Below are 11,670 nucleotides of genomic sequence, written 5' to 3'. Positions count from 1 at the left end.
TTCCTCCTAATCACAACGGAGAGCACAGATGCAGCTCGAAATTAGCCGTGAGGCCCTGTTACGTCCTCTGCAACTGGTGTCCGGTGCCCTGGGTGGCCGGCCGACCCTGCCGATCCTCGGCAACGTCCTGCTCGATGTCAGCAACGGTCTGTTGTCGCTGACCGGGACCGACCTCGAGGTGGAGATGATCGGTCAGGTCTATCTCAACAGCGACAGTCAGGATGGCCGCACCACAGTGCCGGCTCGCAAGCTGCTGGATATCTGCCGTGGCCTGCCGGAAGGGGCGGACATTCGCCTCAACACCGAAGGCGAGCGGCTGATCATCCGTTCCGGCCGCTCCCGCTTCAACCTGTCGACCCTGCCGGCGACCGAATACCCGAACATCGAGGACTGGGAATCCGTGCTCGAGTTCGACATCAGTCAGCTGGAGCTTAAAAAACTCATCGATGCGACCCAGTTCTCCATGGCCAGCCAGGACGTGCGCTACTACCTGAACGGCATGCTGTTCGAGAGCGAGGGCCACGGCCTGCGTACCGTGGCGACCGACGGTCACCGTCTGGCCACCTGCCGCCGCGAGGTGGTGCAGGAATCTCTGCCCGATCATCAAGTCATCCTGCCCCGTAAAGGGGTGCTGGAGCTGGTACGCCTGCTCGAGGCGGAAGACAAGCCGGTACGGCTGCAGATCGGTCGCAGCAACCTGCGTGCCGCCCTGGATGGCTTCATCTTCACCTCCAAGCTGGTGGATGGCCGCTTCCCGGACTGGCGCCGCGTCATCCCGCGGGGCAGCGACAAGGCGCTGATCGCCGGTCGCGAGGATCTGCGCCAGGCCTTCGCCCGCGCCGCCATCCTCTCCAACGAAAAATTCCGTGGGGTGCGTCTCAATTTGCAGCAACATTTGCTGCGCATCACCGCCAACAACCCGGAACAGGAAGAAGCGGAAGAGCTGCTTGACGTACAATACGAGGCTGGCGAGATGGAGATCGGCTTCAACGTCTCCTATGTGCTGGACGTGTTGAATACGTTAAAATGTGACCAAATCCGGATCTGCCTGAGCGATTCCATCAGCAGCGCCATTATTGAGGATTTTGACAGCCAAGATGCCCAGTACGTGGTGATGCCGATGCGGATCTAGTCGTGTCCCTGGTCAAGCTCCAGCTCAGCGACTTTCGCAACATCCAGCAAGCCAGTCTCGCGCTGTCCCCCGGCCTCAACATCCTGGTCGGGTGCAATGGCAGCGGCAAGACCAGCGTGCTGGAAGCCATTCACTACCTCGGTCTCGGTCGTTCTTTTCGTACTCACCTGACCGGGCGGGTCATCCGCCAGGGCGAGCGGGCGTTCACCCTGTTTGCCCAGTGCGAGCTGGAGGGGCGCCAGGTGCCCATCGGGCTCGCCAAGGACAAGAGTGGCGAGACCCAGCTCAAGATAGCCGGGGCTCAGGCCCAGCGGCTGGCCGAGCTGGCCGAGCTGCTGCCGGTGCAGCTGATCCATCCCGATGGCTTCAACCTGCTGACCGGCGGGCCCCAGGCGCGCCGGGCCTGGCTCGATTGGGGCGTCTTTCATCAGGAGCCGACCTTCTTCTCCCTGTGGGGGCGAGTAAGGCGGCTGTTGAAACAACGTAACGCCCTGCTGCGTCAAAGCAGTCAGTATCGCCAGTTGGCATTCTGGGATCAGGAGTTGGTGCGGTTAGGTGGTGAGTTGGCAGCGTTTCGCGCCAATTATTGTCAGGAAATTACGCCTCTGATCAAGGAAATGACGGCAGATTTTCTGCCGGAATTCGACATCAGCCTCGGTTTTTATCGGGGCTGGGAGAAAGAGACTCCCCTCGGCGACTTGCTGGAGGCGGGGTTCGAGCGGGATCGCTCGCTGGGTTACACAGGGGTAGGTCCGCAGAAGGCCGATGTGCGACTCAAGGCGAACGGTGTGCCCGCTCAGGATATTTTGTCCCGGGGTCAGCTGAAGTTGCTGGTCTGCGCCATGCGACTGGCCCAAGGGCTCTATTTGAATCAACATAGCAGCCGTGGCTGTATTTTTTTAATTGATGATTTTGCCTCTGAACTGGATGTCGACAAGCGTCGCCTGCTGGCCACAAGGCTGAAGCAGTGCGCGTCCCAGGTGTTTATCACCGCCATCGATACCGGTCAGCTCGCAGACATGATGGATGCGAGTGACTGCAAGCTGTTCCACGTGGAACAAGGCAAGATCTCCGAAACATTAGAGAAGGCAGAGAGTAAGCTATGAGTGAAAATACTTACGACTCCTCGAATATCAAGGTGCTGAAGGGCCTGGATGCGGTCCGCAAGCGCCCGGGGATGTATATCGGCGATACGGACGATGGCTCGGGTCTGCACCACATGGTGTTCGAAGTCGTCGATAACTCCATCGATGAGGCTCTGGCTGGCTACTGCTCCGAGATCCAGGTCAAGATCCACTCGGACGGTTCCGTCTCGGTGCGCGACAACGGTCGTGGCATTCCGGTGGACATCCACCCGGAAGAGGGCCGCTCTGCCGCCGAAGTCATCATGACTGTGCTGCACGCCGGCGGTAAGTTCGATGACAACTCCTACAAGGTGTCCGGCGGCCTGCACGGCGTGGGCGTCTCTGTGGTTAACGCCCTGTCCGACAAGCTGCTGCTGACCATTCGTCGCAACGGCCATGTCTACGAGCAGACCTATCACCTGGGTGAGCCGCAGGCTCCGCTCAAGCAGATCGGCGACAGCTCCTCCGGTACTGGTACCGAGGTGCGCTTCTGGCCGAGCTCGACCATCTTCAGCGACACCCTGTTCCACTACGAGATCCTGGCCAAGCGCCTGCGTGAGCTCTCCTTCCTCAACTCAGGTGTCTCCATCCTGCTGCAAGACGAGCGCGATGGCCGCGAGGTGCATTTCTGCTACGAGGGCGGTATCAAGGCCTTCGTCGAATACCTGAACCAGAACAAGACCCCGATCCACCAGAAGGTGTTCCACTTCACCACAGAGCAGGACGGCATCGGTGTCGAAGTCGCCATGCAGTGGAACGACGCCTATCAGGAAGGGGTTTACTGCTTCACCAACAACATCCCGCAGCGGGATGGTGGTACTCACCTGGTGGGCTTCCGTACCGCGCTGACCCGTACTCTCAACACCTATATGGACAGAGAGGACTACAGCAAGAAGGCCAAGATGTCTGCCGCCAGCGGTGACGACGTCCGTGAAGGCCTGATCGCCGTCATCTCGGTCAAGGTGCCTGATCCCAAGTTCTCCTCCCAGACCAAGGACAAGCTGGTCTCTTCCGAGGTGAAGACCGCCGTCGAACAGGCGATGGGTGAGAAGCTCGGCGAGTTCCTGCTGGAAAACCCGGGTGACGCCAAAATCGTGGTCAACAAGATCATCGATGCGGCCCGTGCCCGTGAAGCCGCCCGCAAGGCGCGCGAGATGACTCGCCGCAAGGGTGCGCTGGACATCGCCGGCCTGCCCGGCAAGCTGGCGGACTGCCAGGAGAAAGACCCGGCCCTGTCCGAACTCTACATAGTGGAAGGGGACTCTGCTGGCGGCTCCGCCAAGCAGGGTCGCAACCGCAAGAATCAGGCTATTCTGCCGCTCAAGGGCAAGATCCTGAACGTGGAGAAGGCGCGCTTCGACAAGATGATCTCCTCGCAAGAGGTGGGCACCCTGATCACCGCCCTGGGCTGTGGTATCGGTCGCGATGAGTACAACCCGGACAAGCTGCGCTATCACAACATCATCATCATGACCGATGCGGACGTCGATGGTGCGCACATCCGGACCCTGCTGCTGACCTTCTTCTATCGCCAGATGCCTGAAATCATCGAGCGTGGCTATGTCTTCATCGCCCAGCCGCCGCTGTACAAGGTCAAGAAGGGCAAGCAGGAGCAGTATCTGAAAGACGAAGATGCGCTGCTGCAGTACCAGACCGCCATGGCGCTGGATGGTGCAACCCTGCACGTCAACGAGTCTGCCCCGGCCATCGGTGGCGAGGCCCTGGAGCGTCTGGTCAACCAGCATCGCGCCGTGTCTCACCTGATCTCCCGCATGTCTCGCCGTGCACCGGATGCCGTCCTGACCCAGCTGATCTATCAGCCCGAGCTGACCGAGGCACTGTTGACCAGCGAGAGCGATCTACTGGCCTGGTGTCAGGCCATGGAAGCCGTGCTCAACGAGAGCAATCAGGGAGTTCAGTACCAGATGCAGGTACGCCGTGACGAGGAGCGCAGCCTGTTCGTGCCCCATGCCGTGGTGCGCCAGCACGGGGTAGACCGCGAATATCCCTTGAGCTACGACTTCCTGCAGTCCGGTGAATACCGCCAGCTGGTTTCTCTGGGCAAGGAGATCGCGAACCTGATCGAGGATGGCGGTTTCATCAAGCGCGGTGAGAAGGTCAAGCCGGTCACCAACTTCGTCGAAGCGGTCGAATGGCTGATGGGCGAAGGCAAGCGCGGCATCTACATCCAGCGCTATAAAGGGCTGGGTGAGATGAACCCGGAACAGCTGTGGGAAACCACCATGGATCCGGAAGCCCGTCGCATGCTGCGCGTCACCATCGACGATGCGGTCGGTGCCGACCAGCTGTTCTCCACCCTGATGGGTGATGCGGTCGAGCCGCGTCGTGACTTTATCGAGACCAACGCCCTGCGGGTGGCAAACCTCGACGTCTAAGACGTATCAGCCAAAGATGAAAAAGCCGGTCCCCTTGTGACCGGCTTTTTGTTTTCAGGGTTGGGCACAAGAGTCACGTTCCACGTGAAACACCGCCTCCGCAGATACCCTTATCCTCAGGTCAGTTCGGGGGCCGGGCAGTAGAGACGCAGGCGATGGCCGTCGGGATCCAGTGCCACGCAGGTGTAGCCGAACTCCATCCGGATGGGGTGCTGCGCTATGGTCAGGCAGTCGGCCTGCCACTTGGCAAAGCTGGCATCGACGCTGGCATCATCGGGCAGGGGGAAGGCCAGCTCCATGGCGCCGGCCTCCTGGCTGACAACCGGCTTGACCTGCTCTCTGGCCCAGAGTGCCAGTCTGGCGCCCGAGTCGAACACGAACATGGCGAAGCTGGGGCACTCTTCCACCGGGGCGCGCTGGAACAGCTCGCGGTAGAAGAGGGCGCTGCGTACCGGGTTGGCGACATAGAGGATGCTGAATTGGGGGATATGCATGTGACACTCCTTGCTCTGGGGGATGGCGCACTGCGCCGACCCAGTCAGCATGGCCAACCAGGGTGTCAGTTTCTGTCAGCAATGAATCCCGGCTGCGGGATCTGCTGGCTGGCCCGCCACTCTTTGAGCAGCAGGGCCGGGCTCCTGGGGTAGGGACTCTCCTCCAGTTGCAGATGGTCGATGCGATCGACCCGGAAGTGGCGAAAGTCCTGGCGCAACTCGCACCAGGCCATCAGTACCCTCACCTTGTCGAAGTAGCCGAGGGCAAAGGGCCAGACGGTGCGCTCCGAGCGTGACTCCTTCAGATCGCGATAGCTGAGAGTTACCTTGCGCTGCTGACGGATGGCGCCGCGCAGCCGCGTCTCATCCGTGCTCTGGCTGGTACGGTAGGAGCCGATGAGTAGGGCATTGGCCTGGAGTTGCTGGCGATACTCGGCGGGCAGCACGGCTTCTATCTTGGCCAGCGCACTCCTGGCCCCGGCACTGAGGGTATGGTCGGCGTGCTCGGCCACCCAGCGGGAACCCAGCACCAGGGCGTCCAGTTCCTCCTCGCTGAACATCAGTGGTGGCAGCGTGAAACCGGGTCTCAGCACATAGCCGATGCCGGCTTCCCCCTCAATCTGTGCTCCCTGGGCTTGCAGGGTAGCAATATCCCGATAGAGGGTACGCAGGCTGATGCCGAGCTCCTGTGCGAGAGCCGTGCCCGTGATGGCGTAGCGATGCCCACGCAGCAGCTGGAGCAGGGCGAGCAGGCGTTCGGAACGGGACATGAAATGGCTCCTTGGGGTCTGTGATGCGCTTCGTTGGACGGATGACGGCGAGGGCTGCGCTATACCCTGTCGCCGCGAAAGGTGCGGCGCCACTCGCTCGGGGATACCCCGAAGCGGGTGCGAAAGTGCTGGCGCAGGCTGGTAGCCGTCTTCAACCCCACCAGCTTGGCGATGCGTTCCATGGAGTGAGAGCTGGACTCCAGCAACTCCTGGCTGCGCCTGAGCCGCTCGGCCAGCAGCCAGTCGCCGACGGAGAGGCCGGTCGCCTGCTGGAAGCGGCGGGTGAAGGTACGCCGACTCATCAGGCAGTGCTCCGCCAGATTGTCCAGGTTGTGGGGCTGTGCCAGATGGGCACGCAGATGATCCAGCAGCTGATTCATCCTGGCATCCCGAGTGGAGGCGGGCACAGGTTGCTCGATGAACTGGGCCTGACCTCCTTCTCGATGGGGTGGCACCACCAGCCGCCTTGCCAGCTTGTTGGCTGTCTGGCTGCCGTGGTGCTGGCGCACCAGGTATAGGCAGCAATCCAGCCCGGCCGCCGTGCCTGCCGAGGTGATAAGCCGCTCATCGTCGACGTAGAGGGCATTGGTATCGAGCCGCACGCAGGGAAAGCGCTGCATGAAGTCCTGCTCGTATTCCCAGTGGGTGGAAGCCCTGCGCCCCTCCAGCAAGCCGGCGTAGGCCAGCACATAGGTGCCTAGGCAGAGCCCCACCACCTGGGCGCCTCTGTCATGGGCGGTCACCAAAGCATCGAGCAAGGGCTGGGCCGGACGCTCCGCCGGATCCCGCCAGAAGGGGATGATGATTATGTTCGCCTCGGCCAGGGCTTCTAGCCCATGGGGAGGGTGGATATGGAAGCCTTGTGAGGAGGCGGGTTGGGGGATGGCATCGCCGGCGCAGAGCCTGAGTTCGAACAGGGGCCGCCCCGGCATCATCATGTCGCCGAAGATGAGGCAGGGCACGGCACAATGGAAGGGGCTGAACTGATCGAAGGTCACGACGGCGACTATCGGACTAGGCATATGGTGGCTTCCTCTGCTCGTTGCACAAGGATGATAGTCGCTGGTCGTGAAAAGACGAAGGGCCATGTGGCGCCATGGCCCATTTGCTCACAGCACCAGGGTCTCGCCGTCCTCCGGCACCAGTACCCGCTGCTGCATGCCTTGTTCACCGAGATAGTCCCGCAGCTCGCGCCGCGACAGCAGGGCATGGTTGACGGCTTCCAGATGGCTGGCGATCAGGGTGGCTTGGGGGGCGGCCTGATACACGGCCAGCACGTCTTCCTTGTTCATGATGATGGGGCCGAGCCCGGGAATATGGGCATCACCACAGTTGAGTACGACCACCTCTGGGGTGTGGCGTCTCAGGCTCTGGGCCACCTGCTCGTTCCAGACAGTATCGCCGGCCAGGTAGAGGGTCTTCTCTGTGGGATGGGAGAAGACCACGCCGCAGACCTCGCCGAGCCGCTCTCCCAGCACGGCCATGATCTTGTCACTGCCGTGCTGACCTTCCGTCTGCTGCAATCGTATGCCGGCAAATTCCCCCGATTCCCCCAGCAGGCGCACATCCTGAAAGCCGCTCGCACGGAGGGTATCGGCGTCCAGCTGATGCTGCACGAACAGGGGGAGGTGCTTGGGGACCAGTTGCTGCGCCACGGGATCCCAGTGGTCCAGATGGTCATGGGTCACTATCACGGCGTCCACCGCGAGCAGGGTCGCCATGGGCAGCGGCAACTCGACCAAAGGGTTGCGCAGGTGGCTGTTGGCCATGCCCTCGAAGCCGGGATAGGCTCCCTTGGGTGCCAGCATGGGGTCGATCAGGAAGCGGATCCCGGCGTAGTGAAGGAGCAGGGTGGCGTTGCGAACCTGGGTGATTTTCATGGCGTCCTCGGTCTGGTGTGGTGTGTGTGCAACCAGTATGGCGCCGAGCGAGGTAGGCCATGAGTGGCCCACGGGCCGATAATCATCGTCATCGGGCCAAATTGCATCTCGAGAATGAGGGAGGAAAAATTTTTTAAAAATCGCCCTTGAAAGGAAAAAGCTGACCCCTATATAGGTAACAAGGCCGGAACGCTCAATAGAGGTTTCGACCAGGCGCCCGTCCAAATGGAGGGCAAACAATCTGTTATCGCTCAAAAGAGGGTAATACTATGCGTTCTATCGACTTCTCCCCGCTCTATCGTTCTGCCATCGGTTTCGATCGTCTGGCCAATCTCATCGAGTCCGCTGCCAGCAACGGCAATGCCGGCTATCCCCCCTATAACATCGAACAGCTGGGCGACAACGACTACCGCATCAGCATGGCGGTGGCGGGCTTTACCCAGGAAGAGCTCGAGCTGAGCTTCCAGGAAAACCTGCTAACGGTGAAGGGGAGCAAGCAGGCCGACGCGGATCGCAACTATCTGTATCAAGGCATAGCCGAGCGAGGCTTCGAGCGTCGCTTCCAGTTGGCCGACTATGTGCGGGTGAAGGGCGCCGATCTGAAAAATGGTCTGCTGCACGTCGATCTAGTGCGTGAAGTGCCTGAAGCGATGAAGCCGCGCAAGATTGAAATCAACGGCTAACCCCTGATTCTGACCAAGCTTCCCGGGTGCCGATGATGGGCCTGAGAAGAGTACAACCTGTTGCTTATTAGAAGGATAGGATTATGCGTAACCTCGATTTTTCTCATCTCTATTCCAATGCCGTCGGCTTCGAGCGGATGGCCCGTGAGCTGGAAGGCCTGTTTGAGCACAAGACAGCGGCCTATCCCCCTTACAACATCGAAAAGCGGGAGCAAGATGGCTACCGCATCACCCTGGCGGTGGCTGGCTTCGAGCGTGAAGAGCTGGAGCTGGAGACCGAAAACGGTACCCTCAAGGTGAAGGGCCGCAAGGGGACAGCCAACGGTGAGCGCCAGTTCCTCCATCAGGGGATCGCCGAGCGTGACTTCGAGCTCGCCTTCAAGCTGAGCCAGCACGTCGAGGTGCGAGACGCCCGACTGGAGCACGGTCTGCTGATCATCGATCTGGCCCGCGAGCTGCCCGAGGCGCTCAAGCCGCGCGCCATCCCCATCGGTCAAGCCGAGCCGCTGGTGCTGCCAAACTAAGTCCCCCATACGAAAAGGCCTGCGATTGCAGGCCTTTTTTCATTCCAGCATGATCAACTGTCGCCGTAGAGACGGTTGATCTCCTCCGCCAGTATGGCGACACCACGACGCACCAGCTCCTCGCTCTGGGAGTAGTTGAGGCGGATGCACTCCTGGCTGTGGCGCCACTCCGGGTCATCTATGCCGGGGAAGAAGTAGTGACCTGGCACGATCAGCAGGTTCTTGGCCTTCAATCGCTCATAGAGTTCCTGGCAGTGGATCGGCAAGTCTTCGAACCAGAGCCAGAGGAAGAGGGCACCTTCCGGCTTGTGGATATGGAAGCGGGGATCCGGGATCGCCTCACGCAGCAGCTTGACCGCCAGCTCGGCTTTTTGCCGGTAGAAGGGCTTCACCACCTGCTCGCTCAGGCTGATGATCTCGCCGCTCTCTATCATGGGAATGGTGATCGCAGGGCCCAGGCTGCCCGGTGCCAGGTTGATGATGCCGCTCAGGTTGGTGATGGCCTGGATGATCTTCTCGTCGGCGATGACGATGCCGCAGCGGGTGCCCGGCAACCCCAGCTTGGAGAGGCTCATGCAGAGGATAGTATTGGCGTTCCAGAACGGCCTGGCTTCACTGAAGATGATGCCGGGGAAGGGCACCCCGTAGGCGTTGTCGATGAGCAGGGGAATGCCCTTGTCGCGGGCAATCTGATCCAGATGCTCGATCTCCTCGTCAGTCAGCACGTTGCCGGTCGGGTTGGTAGGACGAGAGACACAGATCACCCCTATATCATCACCCACCTGCAGACGTTCGAAATCCACATGGTATTTGAACTGACCATCCGCCAGCTTCTCTATGGTGGGTTTGTAGGCCACGAACTGATCGTCGGCCAGTGCCGAGTCGGCATAGCCTATGTATTCCGGGGCTAGGGGGAACAGCACCTTCTTCTTGCGACCATCGGCGAACTCACCCGCCAGCAGGTTGAACAGATAGAAAAAGGCGTTCTGGCTGCCGTTGGTCAGGGCGATATTCTTGGCACTGATCTCCCAGCCAAGCTCCTTGCTGAGCAGAGTGGCCAGCGCCTTGGTGAACCTGTCCTTGCCTTGCGGGCCATCATAGTTGGCCATGGCTTTCACTAGCTCGCCGTTGTCGAGCAGGGTCTTGGCCTCGGCCTGGAAACGCTCCAGCATGGCGGGAATGGGTGCCGGGTTGCCGCCTCCCAGCATGATGGCGTCTGGATTGAGCAGCCCCTGATTGAGGTCATCCATGAGTTGAGTAATGCCGGCGTGGCGAGTGAACTTCTCGCCGAACAAGGAAAATTCCATTCGGTGGCGGATCCAGATTGAGTTACGGGGATGTAGCACCATAGCTCAGTTTAAAAGTGGGTGTCGATCAAAATAACCGGACGTTCCACGTGGAACAGCCTATGCAAATCAGGTGTGGTAAAAACAACCAACTGTTGGTTTAAAAACAACCTGGTGAAGTGACGTATGCATCTGGCTGCGCATCATAAAAATATTAAATTAAACAAAATCATAATGTTATAAATTTGGCACGAGTATTGGAATAACTCTCTGGTCATCTCAACCCTACCGGAGAATGCCAGATGAAAACCCTGATCGCCGCCCTGATGCTGAGCACCTTGAGCCTGAATGCCACGGCCAATGAGAACCCCAGACCCGAGCTGGATACCCGCCAACTGGAGCAAGAATTAGTGGCTCAGCAACAGGCGGCTTCCCATGCCGTGGTGCTGGATGCGCTGGATAATCTAAAGCCATTGGCGCTGGACACGCAGGTGGTGGAGGTCAGCTCGGCAAATGCGACCCACCCCGAGAGCTGAGGTAGCGCAGGGGCGTTTGCCCCGTGTGCTGCTTGAAGAAGCTGATGAAGGCGCTGTCGCTGGAAAACTCCAGTTGCCCTGCCACCTGGCTAAGGGGCGTGGCCTCGGCCAACAGCTCAAGGGCGCGCAGCAATCGCCACTGCTGGCGCCAGGCCTGATAGGTCATGCCGGTATCGCGCATGAAGATACGGCCAATGGTCTTGTCACTGGCACCCACCCGCTCGGTCAGCCGGTTGAGTCGAACGGGCAGGGTGCCGTCTTGTTTCATCTCCTGTAACCAGGCGGCCAGCCTGGGATCAGCCGGCAGCGGCAGCTGCCAGGACTCTTGCTGTGCCTGCGCCAGCTCCTCCATGAAAAGTGCCATCATGCTGCTCTGCTCCACTTCAGGCTTGTCCCATGGCCAGAACGCCATCCTCTCTATCAGCTCCCGCAGCAGGGAATTGACCGCGATCACCTGAAGGTCAGTCGGCAGCTCCTGCTGTGGCGCGAAGTAGAGGGAGCGGTAGGCCACCACGCCGCGCATCAATACCCTGTGGGGCATGCCTGCGGGTAGCCAGGCTGCCCGGCTCGGTGGCAACAGACAGATCTTGTTCTCCAGCTCTATGCTCATGCAGCCCGCCTGAGCGAACAGCAGCTGATGACGGCCATGCTGGTGCAGGCCTGAGTCGTGCCAGCCGAGATCGGAGGCGATGCCGATGACGGCGCCGGTCAGCCGGTCCGGGTTGAACGGGTGATCGGGAAGGATGAAAGCCATATGTCCGATTTTTGATGTTTATAGTCCTGCATATTATAATAAGACATGCTGTTTCTCACTAGACTGACCGCCTTGATTGAGGAGGTTTGTG

12 protein-coding genes are annotated in these 11,670 nt (G+C 60.2%); 6 read left to right on the top strand and 6 right to left on the bottom strand.

Annotated features, from left to right (window positions below; all coding sequences use genetic code 11):
- Window positions 1-28 precede the first annotated feature (28 nt).
- The 3 genes from dnaN to gyrB are packed head-to-tail and all read left to right on the top strand — an operon-like array spanning window position 29 to window position 4,652.
- Window positions 29-1,132 carry a DNA polymerase III subunit beta gene (gene dnaN / locus CUC44_RS08010; RefSeq protein ID WP_100859447.1) on the top strand — a complete coding sequence of 368 codons (1,104 nt, stop codon included), beginning with the start codon at window positions 29-31 and terminating at the stop codon, window positions 1,130-1,132.
- A 2-nt stretch (window positions 1,133-1,134) separates the two neighbouring features.
- Complete coding sequence (gene recF, locus CUC44_RS08005) at window positions 1,135-2,238, top strand: DNA replication/repair protein RecF (RefSeq protein ID WP_100859446.1); 1,104 nt, start codon at window positions 1,135-1,137, stop codon at window positions 2,236-2,238.
- Window positions 2,235-4,652 (top strand): DNA topoisomerase (ATP-hydrolyzing) subunit B, encoded by a 2,418-nt coding sequence (gene gyrB / locus CUC44_RS08000; RefSeq protein WP_100859445.1) that lies wholly within the window; start codon window positions 2,235-2,237, stop codon window positions 4,650-4,652. Before recF ends, gyrB begins: the two co-directional genes overlap by 4 nt.
- A 116-nt stretch (window positions 4,653-4,768) precedes the next feature.
- On the opposite strand, the gene CUC44_RS07995 is transcribed toward gyrB, so the two are convergent.
- The 4 genes from CUC44_RS07995 to CUC44_RS07980 all read right to left on the bottom strand — a co-directional run bounded on the left by CUC44_RS07995 (window position 4,769) and on the right by CUC44_RS07980 (window position 7,796).
- Window positions 4,769-5,146 carry a VOC family protein gene (locus CUC44_RS07995; protein WP_100859444.1) on the bottom strand — a complete coding sequence of 126 codons (378 nt, stop codon included), beginning with the start codon at window positions 5,144-5,146 and terminating at the stop codon, window positions 4,769-4,771.
- A gap of 65 nt (window positions 5,147-5,211) precedes the next feature.
- Complete coding sequence (locus CUC44_RS07990; protein WP_100859443.1) at window positions 5,212-5,916, bottom strand: helix-turn-helix transcriptional regulator; 705 nt, start codon at window positions 5,914-5,916, stop codon at window positions 5,212-5,214.
- Between the two features lie 59 nt (window positions 5,917-5,975).
- Window positions 5,976-6,938 carry a GlxA family transcriptional regulator gene (locus tag CUC44_RS07985; RefSeq protein ID WP_100859442.1) on the bottom strand — a complete coding sequence of 321 codons (963 nt, stop codon included), beginning with the start codon at window positions 6,936-6,938 and terminating at the stop codon, window positions 5,976-5,978.
- An 87-nt stretch (window positions 6,939-7,025) separates the two neighbouring features.
- Window positions 7,026-7,796: an MBL fold metallo-hydrolase gene (locus tag CUC44_RS07980; RefSeq protein WP_100859441.1), complete on the bottom strand. Its 771-nt coding sequence runs from the start codon at window positions 7,794-7,796 to the stop codon at window positions 7,026-7,028.
- A 269-nt stretch (window positions 7,797-8,065) separates the two neighbouring features.
- Here CUC44_RS07980 and CUC44_RS07975 point away from each other — a divergent pair, with 269 nt between their 5' ends.
- Complete coding sequence (locus tag CUC44_RS07975; RefSeq protein WP_100859440.1) at window positions 8,066-8,479, top strand: Hsp20 family protein; 414 nt, start codon at window positions 8,066-8,068, stop codon at window positions 8,477-8,479.
- An 83-nt stretch (window positions 8,480-8,562) separates the two neighbouring features.
- Window positions 8,563-9,003 (top strand): Hsp20 family protein, encoded by a 441-nt coding sequence (locus CUC44_RS07970; RefSeq protein WP_100859439.1) that lies wholly within the window; start codon window positions 8,563-8,565, stop codon window positions 9,001-9,003.
- Between the two features lie 53 nt (window positions 9,004-9,056).
- Here the strand turns inward: CUC44_RS07970 and CUC44_RS07965 are convergent, their stop codons facing one another.
- Window positions 9,057-10,310 carry a valine--pyruvate transaminase gene (locus tag CUC44_RS07965; RefSeq protein ID WP_100859438.1) on the bottom strand — a complete coding sequence of 418 codons (1,254 nt, stop codon included), beginning with the start codon at window positions 10,308-10,310 and terminating at the stop codon, window positions 9,057-9,059.
- Between the two features lie 281 nt (window positions 10,311-10,591).
- Between CUC44_RS07965 and CUC44_RS07960 the strand changes: the two genes are divergently transcribed.
- Window positions 10,592-10,825, top strand: coding sequence for a hypothetical protein (locus CUC44_RS07960; protein ID WP_100859437.1), 234 nt, complete (start codon window positions 10,592-10,594; stop codon window positions 10,823-10,825).
- On the opposite strand, the gene CUC44_RS07955 is transcribed toward CUC44_RS07960, so the two are convergent.
- Window positions 10,791-11,579 carry an AraC family transcriptional regulator gene (locus CUC44_RS07955; protein WP_100859436.1) on the bottom strand — a complete coding sequence of 263 codons (789 nt, stop codon included), beginning with the start codon at window positions 11,577-11,579 and terminating at the stop codon, window positions 10,791-10,793. The genes CUC44_RS07960 and CUC44_RS07955 overlap by 35 nt on opposite strands.
- Window positions 11,580-11,670 lie beyond the last annotated feature (91 nt).

The sequence above is a fragment of the Aeromonas lusitana genome (genome assembly GCF_002812985.1).
In the GTDB taxonomy this organism is placed as follows: domain Bacteria; phylum Pseudomonadota; class Gammaproteobacteria; order Enterobacterales; family Aeromonadaceae; genus Aeromonas; species Aeromonas lusitana.
Note: the sequence above shows the minus strand (reverse complement) of the source record. Positions and strands in the feature narration are given on the sequence as shown.